Annotated in this window: 22 protein-coding genes and 1 riboswitch; of the genes, 12 read left to right on the forward strand and 10 right to left on the reverse strand. The window is 60.4% G+C overall.

The genetic code is table 11. The features are described from left to right. Nucleotides 1-125: 125 nt before the first annotated feature. Nucleotides 126-980 carry a LysR substrate-binding domain-containing protein gene (locus AC2FNB_RS04375; RefSeq protein WP_496744709.1) on the reverse strand — a complete coding sequence of 285 codons (855 nt, stop codon included), beginning with the start codon at nucleotides 978-980 and terminating at the stop codon, nucleotides 126-128. A 98-nt stretch (nucleotides 981-1,078) separates the two neighbouring features. Here AC2FNB_RS04375 and AC2FNB_RS04380 point away from each other — a divergent pair, with 98 nt between their 5' ends. Continuing rightward, a complete protein-coding gene (locus tag AC2FNB_RS04380; protein ID WP_496744711.1) occupies nucleotides 1,079-1,864 on the forward strand; it encodes a HalD/BesD family halogenase in 786 nt (261 codons plus the stop codon). 84 nt (nucleotides 1,865-1,948) lie between these two features. Then, nucleotides 1,949-3,715 carry an adenylate/guanylate cyclase domain-containing protein gene (locus tag AC2FNB_RS04385; RefSeq protein WP_496744713.1) on the forward strand — a complete coding sequence of 589 codons (1,767 nt, stop codon included), beginning with the start codon at nucleotides 1,949-1,951 and terminating at the stop codon, nucleotides 3,713-3,715. A 60-nt stretch (nucleotides 3,716-3,775) separates the two neighbouring features. On the opposite strand, the gene metZ is transcribed toward AC2FNB_RS04385, so the two are convergent. Next, on the reverse strand, nucleotides 3,776-4,963 hold the full coding sequence (gene metZ / locus AC2FNB_RS04390) for an O-succinylhomoserine sulfhydrylase (protein ID WP_496744715.1): 1,188 nt from the start codon (nucleotides 4,961-4,963) through the stop codon (nucleotides 3,776-3,778). Nucleotides 4,964-5,024: 61 nt separating this feature from the next. Further along, a riboswitch (SAM riboswitch) is annotated at nucleotides 5,025-5,102 on the reverse strand. 135 nt (nucleotides 5,103-5,237) lie between these two features. On the opposite strand from metZ, the gene AC2FNB_RS04395 reads away from it, so the two are divergent. Then, the gene (locus AC2FNB_RS04395; RefSeq protein WP_496744717.1) at nucleotides 5,238-5,936 is read left to right on the forward strand and encodes a glutathione S-transferase N-terminal domain-containing protein; all 699 of its coding nucleotides are present in this window, start codon (nucleotides 5,238-5,240) and stop codon (nucleotides 5,934-5,936) included. 60 nt (nucleotides 5,937-5,996) lie between these two features. After that, on the forward strand, nucleotides 5,997-6,392 hold the full coding sequence (locus tag AC2FNB_RS04400) for a hypothetical protein (RefSeq protein WP_480748212.1): 396 nt from the start codon (nucleotides 5,997-5,999) through the stop codon (nucleotides 6,390-6,392). A gap of 9 nt (nucleotides 6,393-6,401) precedes the next feature. Here AC2FNB_RS04400 and AC2FNB_RS04405 read toward each other — a convergent pair whose 3' ends face one another. The 3 genes from AC2FNB_RS04405 to AC2FNB_RS04415 form a co-directional block, all read right to left on the reverse strand. Continuing rightward, nucleotides 6,402-7,043: a glutathione S-transferase family protein gene (locus AC2FNB_RS04405; protein ID WP_480748211.1), complete on the reverse strand. Its 642-nt coding sequence runs from the start codon at nucleotides 7,041-7,043 to the stop codon at nucleotides 6,402-6,404. Nucleotides 7,044-7,047: 4 nt separating this feature from the next. Further along, entirely contained in the window at nucleotides 7,048-8,532 is a 1,485-nt protein-coding gene (gene xseA / locus AC2FNB_RS04410; protein ID WP_496744720.1) for an exodeoxyribonuclease VII large subunit, read from the reverse strand. A gap of 211 nt (nucleotides 8,533-8,743) precedes the next feature. Further along, nucleotides 8,744-9,130, reverse strand: coding sequence for a lysozyme inhibitor LprI family protein (locus AC2FNB_RS04415; protein ID WP_480748209.1), 387 nt, complete (start codon nucleotides 9,128-9,130; stop codon nucleotides 8,744-8,746). A 277-nt stretch (nucleotides 9,131-9,407) separates the two neighbouring features. Here AC2FNB_RS04415 and purD point away from each other — a divergent pair, with 277 nt between their 5' ends. Then, the gene (gene purD / locus AC2FNB_RS04420) at nucleotides 9,408-10,670 is read left to right on the forward strand and encodes a phosphoribosylamine--glycine ligase (RefSeq protein WP_496744722.1); all 1,263 of its coding nucleotides are present in this window, start codon (nucleotides 9,408-9,410) and stop codon (nucleotides 10,668-10,670) included. 69 nt (nucleotides 10,671-10,739) lie between these two features. On the opposite strand, the gene AC2FNB_RS04425 is transcribed toward purD, so the two are convergent. From AC2FNB_RS04425 to AC2FNB_RS04435, 3 genes are all read right to left on the reverse strand, one after another. Next, the gene (locus AC2FNB_RS04425) at nucleotides 10,740-11,372 is read right to left on the reverse strand and encodes a cytochrome P460 family protein (RefSeq protein WP_496744723.1); all 633 of its coding nucleotides are present in this window, start codon (nucleotides 11,370-11,372) and stop codon (nucleotides 10,740-10,742) included. Between the two features lie 201 nt (nucleotides 11,373-11,573). Beyond that, on the reverse strand, nucleotides 11,574-12,320 hold the full coding sequence (locus tag AC2FNB_RS04430; protein ID WP_496744725.1) for an FG-GAP repeat domain-containing protein: 747 nt from the start codon (nucleotides 12,318-12,320) through the stop codon (nucleotides 11,574-11,576). Then, entirely contained in the window at nucleotides 12,320-12,643 is a 324-nt protein-coding gene (locus tag AC2FNB_RS04435) for a 2Fe-2S iron-sulfur cluster-binding protein (protein WP_496744727.1), read from the reverse strand. Before AC2FNB_RS04435 ends, AC2FNB_RS04430 begins: the two co-directional genes overlap by 1 nt. 127 nt (nucleotides 12,644-12,770) lie before the next feature. On the opposite strand from AC2FNB_RS04435, the gene AC2FNB_RS04440 reads away from it, so the two are divergent. Then, nucleotides 12,771-13,142, forward strand: coding sequence for an OB-fold nucleic acid binding domain-containing protein (locus AC2FNB_RS04440; RefSeq protein WP_496744729.1), 372 nt, complete (start codon nucleotides 12,771-12,773; stop codon nucleotides 13,140-13,142). Between the two features lie 112 nt (nucleotides 13,143-13,254). On the opposite strand, the gene AC2FNB_RS04445 is transcribed toward AC2FNB_RS04440, so the two are convergent. Together AC2FNB_RS04445 and AC2FNB_RS04450 are read right to left on the reverse strand one after the other, a co-directional pair. Further along, nucleotides 13,255-13,965: an LrgB family protein gene (locus tag AC2FNB_RS04445; RefSeq protein WP_496744731.1), complete on the reverse strand. Its 711-nt coding sequence runs from the start codon at nucleotides 13,963-13,965 to the stop codon at nucleotides 13,255-13,257. After that, on the reverse strand, nucleotides 13,962-14,318 hold the full coding sequence (locus AC2FNB_RS04450; protein WP_496744732.1) for a CidA/LrgA family protein: 357 nt from the start codon (nucleotides 14,316-14,318) through the stop codon (nucleotides 13,962-13,964). Before AC2FNB_RS04450 ends, AC2FNB_RS04445 begins: the two co-directional genes overlap by 4 nt. 131 nt (nucleotides 14,319-14,449) lie before the next feature. Here AC2FNB_RS04450 and AC2FNB_RS04455 point away from each other — a divergent pair, with 131 nt between their 5' ends. From AC2FNB_RS04455 to AC2FNB_RS04480, 6 genes are all read left to right on the forward strand, one after another. Next, nucleotides 14,450-15,049, forward strand: a complete 600-nt coding sequence (locus AC2FNB_RS04455; protein ID WP_496744733.1) for a TetR/AcrR family transcriptional regulator — start codon at nucleotides 14,450-14,452, stop codon at nucleotides 15,047-15,049. A gap of 320 nt (nucleotides 15,050-15,369) precedes the next feature. Continuing rightward, the gene (locus tag AC2FNB_RS04460; RefSeq protein ID WP_480748200.1) at nucleotides 15,370-16,008 is read left to right on the forward strand and encodes a lysoplasmalogenase family protein; all 639 of its coding nucleotides are present in this window, start codon (nucleotides 15,370-15,372) and stop codon (nucleotides 16,006-16,008) included. A 58-nt stretch (nucleotides 16,009-16,066) separates the two neighbouring features. Continuing rightward, complete coding sequence (gene ftsY / locus AC2FNB_RS04465) at nucleotides 16,067-17,218, forward strand: signal recognition particle-docking protein FtsY (RefSeq protein ID WP_496744734.1); 1,152 nt, start codon at nucleotides 16,067-16,069, stop codon at nucleotides 17,216-17,218. Nucleotides 17,219-17,297: 79 nt separating this feature from the next. Further along, entirely contained in the window at nucleotides 17,298-18,200 is a 903-nt protein-coding gene (locus tag AC2FNB_RS04470; RefSeq protein ID WP_496744735.1) for an EamA family transporter, read from the forward strand. A gap of 15 nt (nucleotides 18,201-18,215) precedes the next feature. Continuing rightward, a complete protein-coding gene (locus AC2FNB_RS04475; RefSeq protein ID WP_480748197.1) occupies nucleotides 18,216-18,821 on the forward strand; it encodes an inner membrane-spanning protein YciB in 606 nt (201 codons plus the stop codon). A 130-nt stretch (nucleotides 18,822-18,951) separates the two neighbouring features. After that, entirely contained in the window at nucleotides 18,952-19,620 is a 669-nt protein-coding gene (locus AC2FNB_RS04480) for a Crp/Fnr family transcriptional regulator (protein WP_480748196.1), read from the forward strand. Nucleotides 19,621-19,856 lie beyond the last annotated feature (236 nt).

The following is a 19,856-nucleotide window of genomic DNA, read 5'->3' on the forward strand; positions in this document are numbered from 1 at the left end:
TCAAGTATATAGACGACTTTCCCACAAGTTCCAATCTAGTGCTTTCCCGCTGATCTACCAAGTTCCGCACCGGAAATCGTGCAAAAACCGCCTCTTCGCGACTGAAACCGTCCTGCGAACAGGATTCAGCCGGATTCCCGGGTCAGGATCGTCAGCAATTCCGACAAGCGGCGCGAGCGTGATTTGTGGTGCGCGGTGATCGCCACGTATGGGCGCGGCATCGCCAGTGCCGGTCCTGGGCAGCGCAGGACCTGCCCTGCTTTCAGCACCGCGTCGATTATTCGTTCGGGTAAAAGCGCAACCCCTGCCCCCGCCACGACCAGTGCCAGCGCGGCAGGGACAGAGGGCGCAGAGATGCCCGCCTGCGCCCCAGTTGACAGGCCAGCCGCGGAAAACCAGGCAGACCAGCCCGGAACTGACCCGATGGTGCTGCCCCAGTTGACCGTCACGCGGCGGCTGGTGGCCGGGTCGCATGCCGTGCGCGCCACCGGAATCAAATGATCGTAGAAAAGCGGTGTGATCTTATAGTCCGGCAACTCGCCACCATAGCTCAGCCGGGCATCGACCCCATGCTGATCCAGATCGACCTCTTCGGCCTCGACCCGCAAGGCGACGGGCACATCCGGGCGCTGCGTGGCAAACCGGGCGAGCCGTGGCGGTAACCACAATTCCGCCAAGGCCGGGGTGGCGCTGATTGTGAGTGGCCGCCGGGGATCGCTTTCGGTCAGGGCTTCGGTGAAGCGCGAAATGTCGGTCAGGGCCGAGGCGGCGTTTGCATAATAGTCCCGTCCGGCATCCGTCAGCCGAATCTGGTTCGCCTTGCGAGCAAACAATTGTCGGCCCAGCCAGTCTTCGAGGTTCCTGACCTGCAGGCTGACGGCTGCGGGGGTTACGCCAAGCTCGTTGCCCGCAGCGGCAAAGCTGCCGGTCCGCGCGGCGCATTCAAAGGCCCTGAGTGCGTTCAACGGGGGGAGTTTCACGATATGCCTACATAAAATCTAATGCTGACCAAGATATTTTATAGTGTCTAAGCAAGCAAGGCCAAGGCAATCTGGCACGAAATCACCGGAGACCGAACATGCGCGACATCCTGGATCTGAACCGCTTTCCCATCGATCAACCCGATAGCCCGGCCTGGCAACGGCTGGTGGACCGCTGCCGCGCGGATCTTGCCGCGAACGGTATGTTCAACCTTGACGGCCTGATGCGACCGGAGATTGCCGCGCAAGCAGTCGATGCGATGACCCCGCGTTTTGCCAGTGACGCCTTTTTGCACGAGCGGATGCACAACATCTATTTCAAGCCAATCGAGGACCTGCCCGAGGATCATCCCGCGTTGCGGCAATTCAAGACTTCGAACCGCACGCTTTGCGCCGATCAGATCGGGGGCTCACCCCTGTTGCGCCTTTATGAATGGCCGGAATTCGCCCTGTTCCTGGCCGCGACGATGGACAAGCCCGAGCTGCATGTGATGGACGATCCGTTGGCGCGGGTGAACGTGATGTCCTATGGCGAGGGTCAGGCGCTCAACTGGCATTTCGACCGCTCGGAGTTCACCACCACCTTGCTGTTACAGGCCCCAAAGGCGGGTGGCGGGTTTGAATACCGCACCGACCTGCGCAGCGAGGGCGACCCCAACTATGATGGCGTCGCGCGGCTGTTGCGGGGGGAAGACCCGGACAGCAAGGAGATTTCTCTGAGTCCCGGAACACTGAACGTATTCAAGGGCAAGAACACCGCCCATCGCGTGACGCCGGTGCGCGGAGACAGGGAACGGATCATCGCGGTCTTTTCGTATTATGAACGCCCAGGCGTGACTTTTACCGAAACCGAGCGCGCCGGTTTTTACGGGCGGGTGGGCTGAACCGTCGGCGTGATCACGCGTATTCTTGCCGAAACGCGAGTTGTAGGCATACTTGGTTCCTGCCCCTGATTGACCGGAGGAGCCGTGCAACGTCGCCTGACCACCATCGTCGCCGCCGATCTGGCGGGGTATTCGCGGCTGATATCCGCGGACGAAGAAGGCACGCTGACGCGGCTGCGCAACTTGTTCGACAGGGTCATCCTGCCTGGACTGTCAGCCGGTGGTGGACGGCTGATCAAGACCATGGGTGACGGTCTTTTGGCCGAATTTCCGTCGCCTGTGTCTGCGGTTCGTACCATGATGGACATGCTGGGCCAGCTTGCCGCGCATGAGGCTGACCAACCCGACGAGAAACGCATGCGGTTTCGGGTCGGAATCAATCTGGGCGATGTGGTGAGCGACGGGGACGATATTCTGGGCGATGGCGTCAACATTGCCGCCCGTCTGGAAAGCCTTGCACTGCCCGGTGGTCTTTGCATTTCCCGAAGCGTTCATGACCAAGTGCGCGGCAAGATCGAAGCGGAATTGACGGCGCTTGGCCCGCAAACCGTCAAGAACATTCCCGAACCGGTCGAAGTCTGGCGGGTAGAGAACACTGGGAGCGCACCAGCCGCGAAGGCCGCCACTACACGGCCTTCGATCGCTGTCCTACCCTTCGACAACATGTCCACGGATCCCGATCAGGAGTTCCTGGCCGACGGTATCGTCGAGGACGTGATCACCGAACTCAGCCGCTTCCGTTCGCTTTTCGTCATCGCCCGCAACTCGACCTTCGCCTACAAGGGCACCCATAAGGATGTGCGCAAAATCGCACGGGAACTGGATGTGCGATACGTGGTCGAAGGGTCGGTTCGGCGTGCGGGCAATCGCCTGCGGATCACGGCGCAGCTGATCGAAGCCGAAACCGGCATTCACGTCTGGGCCGACCGATTTGAACGGACGATGGAAGACCTGTTCGATCTGCAAGATGAGATTTCAGCCATGATCGTTTCGACCGTCGATGTTCAGGTGCGTCAGGCGGAAGTGTCGCGATCAGCGCGAAGACCGCCCTCCAGCCTGGACAGTTGGACCAATTACCAGCGTGGTATGAACCTGTTCTATCAATCCACCCGTACCGGCAACATCGAAGCGCGCATATTTCTGGAACGGGCGCTGGACGACGACCCGGATTTTGCGCTGGCCTGTGCGGGACTGGCGTTGGTCTGCATCACCGATATCGCCATGGGGTTCTCCGAAGAACCGGAAGCCACCCTGGAACGTGGAATTCGACTGGCCCGGGACGCGCTCACGTTGGACGAACAGGACGCAATGGCGCATCTGGCGCTCGGTCGTCTGCTCAGCATGTCCGGGCAACCCGACCTGGCCGTTGCCTCGCTGGAGCGGGCGATCGAACTGAACCCGAACCTGGCCTTTGCCCATTACAACCTGGGTCAGGCGTTGAATGCCATGGGTCGGGCGTCTGAGGCGTTGCCGTATGTCGAGGCGGCTCTGCGCCTGAACCCGCAGGACCCTTTCGTCTGGATGCCGCTGATGCTGAAAACCGTTTGTCTTATCCAGATGGCAAGAGCCGAAGACGCAATAGTCGCCGCAAGAATGGCGGTTCGAGCCAATACCAAGGTTCATTGGACACATTTCGCCCAGACCGTCGCGTACGCAGCCGCTGGTCGGGCAGACGAGGCGGCGCGCGCTGCGCAAGAATTGATCCGGGTGCGGCCGAGCTATTCCATCACCGAGTTCCGAGCGATGCTGCCCAGTTTCAACACAGGTTTGCTGGAGCTGATGTCCGACTATCTTCGCCAGGCCGGCATCCCGGAATCACCCGATCAAGAACCGGGGGCTGGCGAGACCTGATCCAAGGCCAAACAGGTCCCGTGCGCGAACCGCGAAAATTCTGTCACCGTGACCCGCCCGCTATTGCGCAGCGTCGAGCGCCTGTTGCAGATCCGCCAGCAAATCGTCGGCGTCCTCCAACCCAACCGAAAAACGGATCAGGCCGGGGGTGATGCCCAACTCGTCGCGCTGCGCGTCGCTCAACCTCTGGTGCGTCGTTGTCGCCGGGTGGGTGGCAATGGATTTGGCGTCGCCCAGATTGTTCGAGATCACCGGGATGGTCAACGCGTTGAGGAACCGGAACGCCGCAGCCTTGCCGCCCTTGATGTCGAGCGAGAGGACGGTGCCGCCCTTGCCGCCCAACTGGCTTTGGACCAGTGCGTTTTGCGCGTGGGTTTTCAGGCCAGGATAAAGCGTCCGTTCCAGCGCCGGGTGCCCTTCCAGCGCCTCGGCCAGTTTCTGCGCAGTCTCGGCCTGTGCGTTCACCCGCAGCGCCATGGTCTCCAGCCCCTTGAGCATGATCCACGCATTGAACGGGCTGAGCGCTCCACCGGTATGTTTCAGATAAGGTTCGACCGTGCCGCGTATGAACTCGCGGGTGCCGATGATCACACCGCCCAGCGCCCGCCCCTGCCCGTCGATGTGCTTGGTCGCGGAATAGATGACGACATCCGCGCCCTGCTCGATGGCGCGGGAATAAACCGGGGTCGAGAATACGTTGTCGACGATCACGACCGCACCGGCCGCATGAGCCAGTTCGGCCACGCCGGCGATATCGATCACCTCGAGCGTCGGGTTCGACATGGATTCGAAAAACACCGCCTTGGTGTCAGGACGGATCGCCACTTTCCACTGTTCCAGATCGGTGCCGTCTACAAAGCTGACCTCGACACCGAAGCGGGTCAGAATATTCTCGACGATATAGAGACACGACCCAAAGAGCGCCTTGGCCGAAACTATGTGATCCCCGGCCTTCAGCATCGAGGTCAGCGCACCGTTGACCGCAGCCATGCCCGAGGCGGTGGCAAAGGCATCCTCGGCCCCTTCCAGCGCCGCGATGCGCTGTTCGAACATCGACACTGTAGGGTTGCCGTAGCGGGCATAGATGAACTCGTCAGGTCCGCATTCGATGAACCGGGCCTCGGCCTGTTCGGCGTTCTCATAAACGAAGCCTTGTGTGAGGAAGATCGCCTCGCTCACTTCGTTGTACTGACTGCGGCGAATACCGCCATGCACGGCTTGGGTGCGTTTGTTCCAGCTCTCGCTCATCTCATTCCTTTCAGCCTCGGGCAGAGGCAAACAAAAAACCCCAGACGCGGCCAAGCGAAAGGGGTCTTTCATCCTGACCTTTTAGCGGTGTTGTTTAGCGTGGCCCGCAATCCGGTAACAAATCGCCACGTTGTTCGATGCGATGCCATAACGCCTGATCTGCGCATGCGTCAAGTCCGATGCGGACTGCGCTCACGGTTCTGTCACCTGTTCTTTTGCCACTTGCCGTTCTTCGGCAAAAGCTCATCATCCTCCCGTTAACCCGGAGGAGACGATGGCGGACCCGATCGAGCTATACTATTGGCCCACGCCCAACGGCTGGAAAATCTCCATCGCGCTGGAAGAGATGGGGCTGCCATACAATGTCAACCTGATCGACATCCGCGCGGGCGGCCAGTTCGACTCTGAATTTCTAAAAATCGCGCCCAACAACCGGATGCCCGCGATCACCGATCCGGATGGGCCGGATGGCGAACCGGTGTCGATCTTCGAAAGCGGTGCGATCCTGATGTACCTGGCGCGCAAGACCGGGCGATTCTATGGAAGGACACAGCGTGACCGGATCGCGGTCGAGGAATGGCTGATGTGGCAGATGGGCGGCGTTGGCCCGATGGCGGGTCAGGCGCATCACTTCCTGAAATACGCCCCCTATCTCGATCCGCCGCAGGACCTGCCCTATGCCAAGGACCGCTACCGAGCCGAGGTCGCGCGGCTTTATGGAGTGCTGGACCGGCGTCTGGCCAGGAATGAATTCGTGGCGGGCGATTTCTATTCCATCGCCGACATGTCCATCTGGGGCTGGGCGAGCCTGTGGGAAGGTCAACAGCAGACGTTGGAAGACAAGCCCCATTTCGCCCGTTGGCTGGAAACCGTGGGCGCGCGGCCCGCTGTGCAGGCGGGCCGGGACTTGCATATCGAATTGCGCACCGATCATCGCGACAAGCAGGCGCAAAGTGTTCTGTTCAGGCGATAGCCCGCCCACCCCACGCCTTTGCGAGTAGCGATCACCTACGCGATCTGACACAATTCGGTCATGCTGTTGCGTTTCGTGATTCCCTTGCTGGTCTTTGGTCAAGTAGCCCCGGCGGCGGAGCCGATGTCCGCCGAGGAATTCGACGCCTATACCCGCGGCAAGACGCTGTTTTATGGCTTTGACGGCGTGGCTTACGGGGTCGAGGAGTATTTGCCCAATCGCCGTGTCATCTGGTCGTTTCTTGATGGCAATTGCAAGGAAGGCATCTGGTACGAACAGGGCCGCCAGATCTGTTTCGTTTACGAAGACCGCCTGGACCCGCAATGTTGGGAATTCTCTCAATCCTCCGGCGGCCTGATCGCCCGGTTCGAAGGCGATCCCGAGGCGACCGAACTGTATGAAGCCGAGGATATCGGCGAGGAAATGATCTGTTACGGGCCGGATGTCGGGGTTTGACGCGCCTTGTCAAGTTGCGCGCAAGTCGTCGTAGCTGATCATTACATGCTCGCGATAGGCAGGCCGCAACGTCAGATCGCGATAGTAGCGCTTTAGATTTGGTAAATCAGCGCGGTCAATTTCAATATCGTAGTAGCGGTAAAGGACATGGCCGAACTGGATATCCGCCAGTGTCAGGGATTCGCCGCCGAGAAACGCGTTGCTGGCCAACTGATGTTCGGCGATGACCAGTTTCTTTTCGACGGTTCGGACAGCGGTCTGAATGGCGTCCGGGTCTCGGTCGTTCCTGTTCGTGCGTACGACGCGCCAGAAAACAGGAACGGTAAACGCCATCGCGACGTTGATTTTGGCCCATTCGGCCCATTGGTCGATGGTCGCTCTGCGCAACGGGTCACTGGGCCAGAAGGTCTCGTTCCCGTATTTGGCGGCAAGATAACGGAGGATCGCTCCGGTTTCCCAGATCGGCATACCTTCGCCATCCTTCAGTACCGGGATGGTGCGGTTTGGATTCAGTGCAGTGAAACTGTCGGCGTCGAGGCCGCCGAACCGATGCCCGAGATCATGACGTTCAAAAGTGAGGCCAAGTTCGCCCACACACCACATCAGGGCCTGCACGTTCGAAGAAGTCCTGCGGCCCCAGATCGTCAACATCAGACTAGAACAAGCTGCCCTGATCGGGCGCGTCCGGCTTGGGTTTTCGCGCCGACGGTTTGACAGGCGACGCTCCGGTTGTCATGCGGCCATCCGCAAATTCGATTTCCAGAACGCTGTGCCGTGCGGCCTCGGCCTGGGTTGCGACCACGTCCCCATCGGCGCGTACGACCGCATATCCGCGCCCGAGCGTGGCCTTGTAGCTAAGGGTTTCGCGTAGCCGGTCAGTGGCGTCGAGCGTTTGGCGCAACCGATCGATGCGGGTTTTCTGCGCCGTGTTCAGGCGGTCGGACAAGCGAGTCAGGTCATCGCGGCGGCTTTTGAGTTCGCGTTCGATGGGGCGCAGCGACAGGCGCGATGCAAGGTTGTGCCACCGGTCACGGCGTGACGAGACGAAATTGCGCAGCGTGGATGGCCGCAGGTGCGCCGACATGTCCAGCAGCTTGACGCGCCGGTTCTGCACCCCCCGTATCAGGGCATTGGGCAGGCGTTCCGACACCTGATCCAGCCGCTGGCGGGGGGTGTCCAGCAACGTATCCGCACGCGGTAGTGCGCGCGACAGGTCCCGCAGCCTTTGAGCGCGGCGCTGTACCCCGTCCGTTGTCGCGCGCGACAGGCGGGCGCCCTGCTCGCCAGTCCAGGCCAAAAGCTCCATCCGCACGGGAACCGCCAATTCGGCGGCTGCGGTGGGGGTCGGCGCGCGGCGATCCGAAACATAGTCGATCAGGGTGGTGTCGGTTTCATGCCCAACCGCCGAGATCAGCGGGATGTCCGACGCAGCGGCGGCGCGGGCGACGATTTCCTCGTTGAAGCCCCAAAGGTCTTCGATCGATCCACCGCCACGGGCCACAATGATAAGATCGGGCCGAGGCAACGCGCCGCCGGACCCCAGTTGGTTGAACCCCTTGATGGCGCGAGCAACCTCGGGGGCGCAGTTGGCACCCTGCACCGCGACCGGCCAGATCAGCACCTTGCGTGGAAACCGGTCACGCAGCCGGTGCAGGATGTCGCGGATCACCGCCCCCTGCGGCGAAGTGATCACCCCGATGATGTTCGGCAGATAGGGCAGCGGCTTCTTGCGCTCGGGTGCGAACAGCCCTTCGGATTCAAGGGTTTTCTTGCGCTTTTCCAAAAGTGCCATCAGCGCACCCTGGCCCGCGACGGCGACCTCGTCGACGTTGAGGTTGTATTTCGACTGGGCGCCAAAGGCGGTCAGGCGGCCGGTCACGACAACCTCGAGACCCTCTTCGGGGACCACCGAAAGGCTGGCGACCTGCCCTTTCCATGTGGTGCAGGCCAGTACGTTGCGGTCGTCCTTGATGTCGTAATAAAGATGTCCCGAGCGGGCCTGAAATACGCGCCCGACCTCGCCCCGTACCCGGATGCGGCCAAAGCTGCTTTCCAGCGCGCGCTTCACCTCGCCCGAGATCTCGGAGACGGTGAATTCGGGCATGTTTTGGCCCGGTTGGGGGTCGTCGAGAAGGTCCATGTCAGTGTCCTGATTTGCCTGTCGGGCCAGATTAGACGGGTCGGCGGAGAAGGCCAAGCGGATCCCGAGACAGAGGCGTTTTGACCGTTTTGTACTGGGGCACGGAGGGGGATTGACCGTTTTGTACATCGGTTGCTGGCGGCGATGGTGGCGATATCGGAAGGATCGGAGGTGGGCAGACTGCCCACCCTGCGGGGCCTGTCCTCTGGGGTTATTGGGTGTAGCGCATCAGGTCGCTGGCACGGTCGCGGCCAAGTTCGATCCGGCAGGAGTTGATCCCGATGCCGGTCCCCGAGCCACCGCCGAAGGTTGCGCCGACATACGCGCAATGGGCATCGCGATAGCTCGCCCAGGCGTCTTGCGAGGCGGTCAGTGCCGGGGTGGCGACCTTGCGGCCGGTCACATCGTCCAGCTCTTGCGCGGCGGCCATGGCGAAGCCGAGATAGAGCTCGACACTCGCATCGACCCGGTCCAGCGTGTCCGCCACGCAGGCGCCGGTCTCGACCTGGCTGCCGCCGCCGCATTCAGTGGCGGGATCGGCAGAGGCGAAAGATGAAAGAAAATATACCAGAACGATCGGTGCGGCGAGTTTCTGCATGGTGGGTCCTCTATGTGTGCCTGGGTCCAGGTTAGCGGGTTAAGGGCCTGCTGTCTTGGGGTCATGGGGCGACGATGGACACCGGGGAAACAGGAGAGGTGCGGTGGGCAGACTGCCCACCCTGCGGGTGCTCATCTCCGGGATCGTGTGACGTTGCCGCCGTCTTTGGCGCTGGCGCGTCCCGAGCGACCGGGTGTGCGCTTCGGTCCGGGTTGTTTCGCACGAAGGTTCGCCCTAGAAGGCGCGGGACAGGGTCAGGCAGAGCGGAGCGCGTCTTATGAACATCCTCATTCTTGGCAGCGGCGGGCGCGAACATGCGCTGGCCTGGGCGGTGATGCAAAACCCCAAATGCGACAAGCTGATCGTGGCGCCCGGCAATGCGGGGATCGCGAAGATCGCCGATTGTGCCACGCTGGACATCATGGATGGCGGTGCGGTGGTGAGCTTTGCCGAGGAGAACGCCATCGATTTCGTCATAGTGGGTCCCGAGGCACCGCTGGCCGTGGGTGTTGCCGACCGGCTGCGCGAGGCGGGCATTCTGGTCTTTGGCCCTTCCGAGGCGGCGGCGCGGCTGGAGGCGTCGAAAAGCTTTACCAAGGAGATCTGCGATGCGGCGGGCGCGCCCACCGCAGCCTATGCCCGGTTCACGCAGGTTGAACCTGCCGTTGCCTATATCCACCAGCAGGGCGCGCCGATCGTGGTCAAGGCCGACGGGCTGGCCGCCGGCAAGGGCGTGATCGTGGCGATGGATGAGGACACGGCTGTCGCGGCGGTCGAGGACATGCTGGGCGGCGCCTTTGGCGGCGCCGGCGCCGAAGTGGTGATCGAAGAGTTCATGGAGGGCGAGGAAGCCTCGCTCTTTGTGCTGTGCGACGGCGCCGACATCCTGTCCATCGGCACCGCGCAGGATCACAAGCGCGTCGGCGACGGTGATACCGGCCCGAACACCGGCGGCATGGGTGCATATTCCCCTGCTCCGGTCCTGAGTGCCGAGGTCGAGGCCCGTGCGATGGAAGAGATCGTGCGCCCGACCATGGCCGAAATGGCCCGCCGGGGCATGCCGTTTCAGGGTATTCTCTATGCCGGTTTGATGATCAAGGACGGCCAGCCGAAACTGGTGGAATACAACGTCCGCTTTGGCGACCCGGAATGCCAGGTGCTGATGATGCGGCTGGGGGCGCAGGCGATGGACCTGATGCACGCGGCCGCCGAGGGACGATTGGCCCAGGCTCGGGTGAACTGGGGAGACGATCACGCGCTCACCATAGTGTTGGCGGCCGAAGGCTATCCGGGTTCTTACGAGAAAGGCACGGTGATCCGAGGGTTGGAGGATCTGCCCGAAGACAGCATGAACATGGTTTTTCACGCCGGAACGACCGAAAAGGATGGCGCCGTTACGGCAACCGGGGGTCGTGTGTTGAACGTGACCGCGCGCGGGTCGTCGCTGCAGGAAGCCCGAGACCGTGCTTATGCCATGGCAGGGGCGATTGACTGGCCCGAAGGGTTTTATCGACGCGATATCGGCTGGCGGGCGCTCTGAGCCGCCAGCGGCAGGCTCGCGCGCCCTGACGTCGTATCAAAGATGCGCCATAGGCCTTGGGCCTAGCGGTCAGGGTTGATTTCCAACCCGGTATTCTTCTGGAACAAAGAAGGTGAAATCGCGATCCGCCACCGATATGTGGCAATCGTGGCAGTAAGCCACAGCGGCACTGCGGTCACCCGTGGTGTCGCCAAACAGCGATCCATCCGGCATCACCATGACATATCTCCAGTCCCCTGTCGCAGGGCTTTCGCCTTTGGGCAGTTTTTCCATGACGAACAGCGCACCGGGGAAAATGCGGTCTTCGGTGGTGACGGTCATGCTGTCTTTAGCCAGTACCGACCCGGCAGGCAGCGCCTCACCGCTTGTCAGCGTCCCGTAGTCGCCCGCGATCTCGTTGGCGTAGCTGTTTACAAACCGTTGTCCATGTGTCGCGGACACGAAGGGTGCGTCATTGTATTTGGGCCACCTCTGATAGTTCTCGATAATGTCGAGTCGCGAAGCGCCGTATCCCATTTCCATGCGCTTCATGAGGCCCAGATAAACCTGTTCCGCCTCGTCCTTGGACAGCTCTGCCGGGTTTTCGATTGCGAGATGGGCATCCTGACTTTCAGACTGCGCAACCGCAGTAGATATCGCCAACCCGGAAATCAGGCAGATCGAACTGAAACTTACATATGGATGTCTGGCGCTTTTTTTCATTCTGACGATCCAACCAAGCAAAAGGTAACATAAGCCACTGTAACGTGTCTTCACTATCGTGAGAGTTTCGCCGGCATCGGATTTTCCTTCCTGTCGACCGAAATGCGCACGTGACCCATTGGCCAGGAGCAGTTGGCAACTGACCTGCCCCACGGTTGCCGAAACGATAGTGCAACACAAGGTCGGAGACTGTGAATTGGGTTACTTGCAGCTTATTGCGCGGTTGATATTGGCCTTGCTGAAGGGAGCAAGATCATCGCGCACCCAATCACCATCGTGGCGGACCGAGATAATTCGCTGCCAGCCTGCATCGGCCAGGATCATCTCTGGGCCAGACCCGCAATCGCGCAACCCGCCTGAAATGAAATCCTCGCCGATGCGGTGATTGGTGAGGCCGGGCAGGCTGGCGACCTCTTCCAGCATACCGTCGCGATAACGCCAGATGCGCAGGGTTTTGGCCAGGTGAGGACGGTCGATATAGGCGATCTCGACATGTCCGTCGCCGTCCAGGTCGGCGGCGCCGATTGGGGCGAGCCAGCGAAAGCGGGTACCGATATTTGGCGTTGCCGCCAGATAGTCGGGTTTTCCGTTGCTCAGCCCTATGATCAGCAGGCGCGCGCCGTAGTTCTGATGGCTTTCGACGACGACCACTTCGGGTTCACCATCGCCGGTCACGTCCCAAAGGCGCGGTTCGATATCTTCGAAAACCGTTTCCGGCTGAGCATCGATTTCGTATGTCACGCTCAGATGGCCGGTCAGGAGCGATCCTTCGGATCCTCGCTGTCGCTTGACCGTGACTTGAATGGCACCCCATTCCTGGTTGTCGCCCAGAACACCGTGCGGATAGGCCGTGGTAGGCAGGGTATACGTGGCGTCCGAGATGACCTGCGCCTGTGCAGGCAAAAACGGCCACAGCGCCAGAATCGCTGCTGCGGCCGAAATGCGCATCAGATCTGCTTTTCCGGCATCTGCACGACCAGACCGTCCAGCGCGTCGGTGACCTTGATCTGGCAGGTCAGGCGCGAACGGGCCGGATCGGGTTCATAGGCAAAATCCAGCATGTCCTCTTCCATGTCGTCCTTGGCCGGAATCTTCTCGACCCAGTCGGGATGAACATAGACGTGACAGGTCGAACAGGCGCAGGCGCCGCCGCAATCGGCTTCGATGCCCGGGATATTGTTGTCGCGGGCGCCTTCCATCACGGTCAGCCCGTTGGCGACCTCGACGGTGTGCTCGGTGCCGCCATGCTCGATATAGGTGATCTTTGCCATTGCTCGCGTCTTCCTTCTGCGATGTTCCGAACCTTCCTTAGTCAAGCCCTTTAGACGTTTCCACCCTCATTTGCGACCCCTCGCGGCGCGTCTGGACTTTCCTTGCACATGTTCTATTTTTGTTCCCATGATCGTTCTATCCGCTTCCAAGGCGTCCCTTGCCCATGACTGGCCGCGCCCGCCTGCCTGTCTGCCCGCTGCCCGGCTGGACGACCCGCCCGAAGGCGCGCGGGTGACGGTGGCGGGGCTGGTGATCCTGCGGCAGCGACCGGGCACGGCCAAGGGCGTCATCTTTGTTACGCTCGAGGACGAGACCGGCGTGGTGAATATAGTGGTCTGGCGCAAGATCTATGAACAGTTCCGCCGCGCGGTCATCTCGGGGCGGCTGCTGCGGGTGACGGGCCGGATGCAACGGGCGCATTCGGTAACCCACGTGATCGCCGAGGAGGTCGAGGATATCTCGGGCATGCTGGATCTATTGGTGCGAGGGGATGGGTAGGTTCGTTTTGCCGGACGAAGTGAACTTTCGCTGCGGCAGTACGAGTTTCGGCTTCCTGACCCACGACAGACCCGTGTGAATGATGTCGTGGGTGATGCGATAGCGTCATTACCTATTGTGCTGCAATCTCCAGCGCAAGCGGGACGAGCAGCATGGTAAGAAGGGCGTTCAGGATCATACCAAGACTTGCAAATGCCCCGGCCGTTTCGGACATCTGGAAAGCACGCGCTGTGCCGATTGCATGCGAAGCTACCCCAAGCGCGAAGCCTTTCGCACGGTCGTCGGTGATCCGGCAGGCATCCAGAATAGATGGCCCGAACGCAGCGCCGAAGATACCTGTCGAGATCACAATGACCGCAGTGAGACCGGGAATGCCGCCTTGTTTGACGACGATCTCGACAGCGACCGCCGTCGTCGCGGACTTGGGGGCCAATGTCGCGAGTAATATATCTCCTGCATCGTCGAAGATCGGGTAGATCAGAGCGCTTGCAAGAGCGACGAGCGAACCCGTCAACAGCGCTATACCTATAGGCAAACCAGCCTGCCGGATCAGACCGAACTGGCGAAAGAGCGGAACCGCCAGAAGGACGATCAGGAGCGAGAGAGTCGCATCTATTGGCTCCGCTTTCTGGAGGTAGTTGCCGTAGGGTATTTCAAGCACGAGCAGGACTGCCGCGACGAGGCATGTGGCGACCAGAACCGGGTTCAGAAACGCCGAGCGCCCAGAAACTTGCCAAAGCGCGTCGGCGGCACCGTATGCAGCGATTGTAATGCCGATTGCAAACAGCGGTTGAGCAAGGGCCAGGTCCAGAAGCTCGGTCATACGCGTGCCTCCCCGACGACACGTCTGAGAAGACATTGGAAGACAATTCCAGTTGCAACAAGTGTCGCCGCCGTTCCGGCAACGATTGCGATGGCAATGTAAACCCATGACGCGAACAGCATATCGAGGCTTGCCACCACACCGACAGCCGCGGGCACAAAGAACAGGGGAAAGTACGGAGCGGCAAAGTCAAACAGCTCTTCGGATCCTGGGTCCGGCCCGCCCCACACGGTGAATATCATCGTGAGCATGGCCAACCCGAGGGCCGCTCCGGGAAAAGGAAGAGAATATTGCTCGGAAATCACGTCACCAAGAACAAGAAGACAGATGATGATTGCGGCTGAACGGACCATTGAAAGAACCTTGCTTCAATAGGCGGTTCTAAGGACCATCCATGACTGAACCTGGGAGAGCCGCCTCGCGATGACTTGAGGATGCCAGAATTGTTGGTGTTTTAGGTTTACTCATCGGTATACTTTGGAGCATGCCCAGAGACTCCTTTGAAACCCGCGAACGTATCCTGAAGTACGCATTTGCCGCCTTCTATCGTGAAGGCTATGAACGATCGAGTGTCGACGCTATTGCGAAGGCGGCAGGGGTCACGAAGCGAACTCTCTACAATCACTTTCCGTCGAAAGACGATTTGATTGCCGAGGTGATGTTGGCACAAGTTGAGCTTGCGGAACGAAACATCCAGCGATGGTTCCGGTCCAAGCCCAAGACAACAAAGGACGTGATCCGCACCATATTCGGTGAACTGCGCAAATGGTCGAGCTCTCCGGATTGGAGAGGGTCGGGCTTCAGCCGCGCGGCGATGGAACTCGCGTGGGCGCCTGGACACCCCGTCAGGCAAGCCGCGATTGCGCAAAAAACCATTTTGCAGAACTCCCTGACCAAGGCATTGTCCAGGGTCGGCAATCCGAATCCCGAGAAGCTTGCCGCTACACTGGTCGTTCTCTTTGAGGGAGCAATGGTCATGCGCCTGATTCATGGAGAACAGAACTGGATCGATATTGCCGAAGACTCGGCACACGCCATCTCTCTCGACCAAGGCACAGGTCGTTGCGCCCTGACAGGGAACTGAAAAGCACCGCGCATGAAGTGACCTGGATTGCGAAATCAGACACGGTCAATCACCTGATTGCCAAGTACCCGACGGACTGAAAGCGTTCATTGGAGCGGCGCGCAGCATCTGTCAAAATGGGCTCAAAACAGTCCAAGTCAGACTTCGTTGCACAAACATAAACCGTTGCACCAATTTACCGCTGATAACCCTTCACGACGCGGCACACTGCGCAAAATCGACACTGATCGACCCGAATAACTTCGCGTCACCCCCGCTCTTTCCGGTTGAACCGCGCGCCGGGATTTGCCTCTCTGACCGGAACGACGAGGAACACATACATGCCGCACCTCCTGTTCTGGATCGCCGCCGCCTGTGCGTTGGTCTATCTGCCGATGACAACCAACCCCGCGAGCGGTGCCCGAACCGTCCTCAAGACCGCCTCGGTGGCGGGGCTGGCACTGTTGGCCCTGATCCTTGGCGCACCTCAGCTGCTGATCGCGGCGCTTGCGCTTTGTGCACTGGGTGATGCCTTGCTGTCGCGCGAAACGGATGCGACTTTCATGACCGGTATCGGCGCTTTTGCAGCCGGGCATCTGGCCTATATCGCGCTTTTCCTGACCCATCCTGCAACCGACGTGGCCCGGATCATGAACAGCCCCGGCATCGTCTGGACGCTGGTGCTGCTGGGTATCGTAATGGCCACCCTGCTTGCCCCCCGTGCAGGTGACCTGAAGGGTCCGGTTCTGGCCTATATCCCGATCATCCTCGGCATGGGCATCACCGTTCTGGCCCTGCCTGACACCGGTGCCCTGCGCCTGGCCCTGCCCGCCGCGCTGGCCTTCATTGCCTCGGACCTCATTCTGGCCACGGAAAAGTTCCTGCTGCCCAAGGATCACCCGGCGCTGAAGGCAACGCCCTATCTGGTCTGGCCGCTCTACTGGGGGGCACAGGCCGGATTTGTCACAGCCTTCGTCTGACCCTTTGCAACCGCCGCCAATCCGCATTAGGTGAAAGGAACACCTGCGGAGACCAAAGATGGCGTTTTTATCCAAGCTCAAGGACCGGCTGTTCAAATCCTCCTCGCGGCTCGAACAGGGGCTGGACGCGATTGTCGAGGACGGCGGCGAAGAAACGCCCGACCCGGTGATCCCCGAACCCGAGCCTGAGCCTGAGCAGCAACCGGTTCCCGAAGTGCCGGAACCTGCCCCCATACCGCAACCGGTCGAAACGCCCGCGCCGATGCCCGCCGATCCTGTCCCCGCGCCGCCGCCGCCCGAGGACCCGGCGCCCGAGACGCAAAAGGGGCTGCTGAGCCGACTGTTTTCGCGCGGCTCAGACCGCACGGTGGTACGCCGCACGCTTGACGACGACATGCTGGAACAGCTCGAAGAGCTGTTGATCGCTTCGGATATGGGCGTCGATACCGCCCTGCGCGTCACCGCCAATATGGCCGAAGGGCGGTTCGGGAAAAAGCTTTCGACCCATGAAATCAAGATGCTGCTTGCCCAAGAGGTTACCCGCATCATGGAGCCGGTGGCGCGACCCATGCCGATCTATCCGAAACGCCCGCAGGTGGTTCTGGTGGTGGGCGTCAACGGATCGGGCAAGACCACCACCATAGGCAAGCTCGCCAGCCAGTTCAAATCCGCCGGAAAGAAGGTGGTGATCGCCGCCGGCGACACTTTCCGCGCCGCCGCCGTGGAACAGCTCCAGGTCTGGGGCGAACGCGCCGGTGTGCCGGTCCTGACCGCGCCCGAAGGCTCCGACCCTGCCAGCCTCGCCTTCGACGCGATGACAAAGGCACAGGAGGACGGCGCCGACCTTCTGATGATCGACACCGCGGGCCGGTTGCAGAACCGCGCCGACCTGATGGAGGAACTGGCCAAGATCGTTCGAGTGATCCGCAAAAAGGACGACACCGCCCCTCACAATACGCTGCTGGTGCTTGACGCCACCACCGGCCAGAATGCGTTGAGCCAGGTCGAAACCTTCCAGAAACTCGCGGATGTCTCGGGGCTGGTGATGACCAAGCTCGACGGTACCGCCAAGGGCGGCGTTCTGGTGGCGCTGGCCGACAAGTTTGGCCTTCCAATCCACGCCATCGGGGTCGGAGAACAGATCGACGACCTCTCGCCGTTTGACCCCGAAGATTTCGCCGCCGCGCTGACCGGCCTCGCCCGGACCTGAACTTCATCTTTTTGAAAATACTCCCGGGGGTCCGGGGGCAGGCAGCCCCCGGCCATACCGCCCTGCGAAAGGTCAACGTTTGAGCGATTGGCTCATCTCACTCGAAGGCACCGAAGCCGGTCATCAACTGGCCCTTGGGCTGGCGCTGATGGCTGCCTTTTTGCATGCGGTGTTCGGCGCGCTTCAAAAAGGCCGCCACGACCCGTGGCTGTCACGTGGGGCGATCGACGCCTCCTATTGCCTCATGGCGGCACCATTTGCGTTTTTCGTCGTGCCCTGGCCCGAGCCGCACATGTGGCCGATCTTTGCCACGGCCTGGTTCATCCACATTCTCTACAAGGTCTTTCAGGCGATGGCCTATACCAAGGGATCTTATACCGTGGTCTACCCGGTGGTGCGGGGCACCGGGCCGCTGTTTACGGTGATCGGTGCCTATTTGTTGTTCGGCGAAGTGTTTTCGCCGCTGCAATGGCTGGGAGTCGCGGTGCTGCTTTCGGGCATCTTCGGGCTTGCCGCCTATAACCTGCGCTATCTTGAGACCAACCGCGAGACGTTGGCCGTGGCACTGGCTCTGGCGGTTACTACAGGTCTTTTCGTGGCGCTTTACACCACCTACGACGCCTATGGCATCCGCGCGACCGCCGACCCGTTCACTTTCCTGGCCTGGTTCTTCATGATCGACGGATGCACCATGCCGATCTACTCCTTTCTCAGGTGGCGCGCGATGATCCACCGCCCCGCCCCCGGCCCCTTGATGCTGCGCGGCTTTGCAGGCGGTATCATCGCGTTTTTGTCATTCGGAGCGATCATGCTGGCCACCAGGCTCGACAAGGTGGGCGAGGCGGCGGTATTGCGGGAGACTTCCACTGTTTTTGCAGCGTTGATCGGCTGGCTGGTCCTGAAAGAGACAGTTGGACCTCGTCGAATTGCCCTGATGGCATTGATTGCCGCGGGCGCTGTGATAGTTGAGATGGGTGGCTGAGCAACAGGACTGGCAATGGCAGAGAAAAAAGACATCAACCCGCTTTTGAAACAGGTGCTGGAACTAGGGCCGCCTCTGGCGTTCTTTTTCATCTATCTGCGCCTGCGGGATGACAGTTTCCTGATCGGCGGGACCGAGTATTCCGGCTTTATCGTTGCCACCATACTGTTCGTGCCACTGATGTTGGCCGCAATGGGTGTACTTTGGTATCTCACCGGCAAGCTCAGCCGGATGCAGATATTTACCGCTTTCATGGTGATCTTCTTTGGCGGGCTGACCGCTTGGTTCAATGACGAGCGATTCTTCAAAATGAAGACGACACTGGTCTACGGTTTTTTCTCGGCCACGTTGGGCATCGGTCTTTTGCAGGGAAAATCCTACCTGGCTTATATCCTCAACGAGATGATCCCCATGCGCACCGAAGGCTGGATGATCCTGACCCGCCGTCTGTGCGCAGGTTTTGCCGGTCTGGCCATTGCCAACGAACTGGTCTGGCGCACCATGTCGACCGACCTTTGGGTAAAGATCGAAACCTTTGGCTTTCCGCTGGCCCTGATGGCGTTTCTGATGATGCAGTTCAACCTGTTGCAGAATTATATGGACGACCCGGACAGCAATTGAGGCGCCACCCTTACGGCGTCATCACGCGATGGTGAGGAACACCTCCCCGTCGGATAAAACACTTGGTTTACGGCCAAACCTGTGAAAAATAGCTGACCACACTCACTCACACAGGGGGCAAGTCCCTTTCATGACAGCATTTCCTGACACCGGGTTTCTGTCCGACGCGTCTGATCGGCTCAAGGCGATGCTTTCGGCCCAGGCATCGGAAATCGTTCTTGACCGGGGCGATATCCTGTTCGAGCAGGGCGACGACGGCGATGCACTTTACGCCATTCTCTCTGGTACACTCGAAGTTTCCTACCTGTCGATGAACGGGCGCAAGCTGACCCTGGATCTTATGCGGCCAGGCGAGGTGTTCGGCGAGATCGCCCTGTTCGATCCCGGCCCTCGCACAGCGACCGTGTCGGCGGCTGAACCGTCGCGGGTTCTGCGCGTGCGCAGCAGTGATGTGCTGGATCAAATCAAGACACATCCCGAACTTGCGGTGGACATGATCCGTCTTGCGGGTCTTCGCATGCGTTGGATGAATTCTCAGCTGAACGAACAGGTGTTCTTGCCGATGCCTATCCGACTGGCCCGCAAACTGCAGCATCTCGCCCATCTGCAGAACGACCCCAACAAAATGCTCGCCCTGTCGCAAAGCGAGTTGGCCGAATTCGTGGGCGCCACGCGCGAGGCGGTCTCAAAAACTCTGTCCAGCTGGAAGAAAGAAGGCATTGTCGAGGCAACCCGCGGCGGATTACGCATCCGGGATTTCGAGGCGCTTGGCGATCTGGCGGAATCCGATCTAATTTGATTTTTCGCCGTACGGTGTGATCCGGTTCACATACGGAAAATCATGCCCAGCATATACAGATTATGGTTACCGTACCGAGACCGGAAGATCATCCCCAATGTCTGTCCGTACCGGTCTCTCCCTGTAACAGAGCCATATGCTTCGGCATATGGCTCTTTCCTTTTGCGCTTTTCCCAGATCGGGAGACGACACAAAAAGGGCCGGGCAAAACCCGGCCGTTTTCTAAACTATAAAGC

The organism is Ruegeria sp. BHSB058, assembly GCF_059613285.1.

What these genes read in the sequence shown, in the direction of transcription:
- AC2FNB_RS04380 (WP_496744711.1), top strand. Translation starts at nt 1,079, where the DNA reads ATGCGCGACATCCTGGATCTGAACCGCTTTCCCATCGATCAACCCGAT.
- metZ (WP_496744715.1), bottom strand. Translation starts at nt 4,963, where the DNA reads ATGAGCGAGAGCTGGAACAAACGCACCCAAGCCGTGCATGGCGGTATT.
- AC2FNB_RS04395 (WP_496744717.1), top strand. Translation starts at nt 5,238, where the DNA reads ATGGCGGACCCGATCGAGCTATACTATTGGCCCACGCCCAACGGCTGG.
- AC2FNB_RS04400 (WP_480748212.1), top strand. Translation starts at nt 5,997, where the DNA reads ATGCTGTTGCGTTTCGTGATTCCCTTGCTGGTCTTTGGTCAAGTAGCC.
- AC2FNB_RS04405 (WP_480748211.1), bottom strand. Translation starts at nt 7,043, where the DNA reads ATGTTGACGATCTGGGGCCGCAGGACTTCTTCGAACGTGCAGGCCCTG.
- xseA (WP_496744720.1), bottom strand. Translation starts at nt 8,532, where the DNA reads ATGGACCTTCTCGACGACCCCCAACCGGGCCAAAACATGCCCGAATTC.
- AC2FNB_RS04415 (WP_480748209.1), bottom strand. Translation starts at nt 9,130, where the DNA reads ATGCAGAAACTCGCCGCACCGATCGTTCTGGTATATTTTCTTTCATCT.
- purD (WP_496744722.1), top strand. Translation starts at nt 9,408, where the DNA reads ATGAACATCCTCATTCTTGGCAGCGGCGGGCGCGAACATGCGCTGGCC.
- AC2FNB_RS04425 (WP_496744723.1), bottom strand. Translation starts at nt 11,372, where the DNA reads ATGAAAAAAAGCGCCAGACATCCATATGTAAGTTTCAGTTCGATCTGC.
- AC2FNB_RS04430 (WP_496744725.1), bottom strand. Translation starts at nt 12,320, where the DNA reads ATGCGCATTTCGGCCGCAGCAGCGATTCTGGCGCTGTGGCCGTTTTTG.
- AC2FNB_RS04435 (WP_496744727.1), bottom strand. Translation starts at nt 12,643, where the DNA reads ATGGCAAAGATCACCTATATCGAGCATGGCGGCACCGAGCACACCGTC.
- AC2FNB_RS04440 (WP_496744729.1), top strand. Translation starts at nt 12,771, where the DNA reads ATGATCGTTCTATCCGCTTCCAAGGCGTCCCTTGCCCATGACTGGCCG.
- AC2FNB_RS04445 (WP_496744731.1), bottom strand. Translation starts at nt 13,965, where the DNA reads ATGACCGAGCTTCTGGACCTGGCCCTTGCTCAACCGCTGTTTGCAATC.
- AC2FNB_RS04450 (WP_496744732.1), bottom strand. Translation starts at nt 14,318, where the DNA reads ATGGTCCGTTCAGCCGCAATCATCATCTGTCTTCTTGTTCTTGGTGAC.
- AC2FNB_RS04455 (WP_496744733.1), top strand. Translation starts at nt 14,450, where the DNA reads ATGCCCAGAGACTCCTTTGAAACCCGCGAACGTATCCTGAAGTACGCA.
- AC2FNB_RS04460 (WP_480748200.1), top strand. Translation starts at nt 15,370, where the DNA reads ATGCCGCACCTCCTGTTCTGGATCGCCGCCGCCTGTGCGTTGGTCTAT.
- ftsY (WP_496744734.1), top strand. Translation starts at nt 16,067, where the DNA reads ATGGCGTTTTTATCCAAGCTCAAGGACCGGCTGTTCAAATCCTCCTCG.
- AC2FNB_RS04475 (WP_480748197.1), top strand. Translation starts at nt 18,216, where the DNA reads ATGGCAGAGAAAAAAGACATCAACCCGCTTTTGAAACAGGTGCTGGAA.
- AC2FNB_RS04480 (WP_480748196.1), top strand. Translation starts at nt 18,952, where the DNA reads ATGACAGCATTTCCTGACACCGGGTTTCTGTCCGACGCGTCTGATCGG.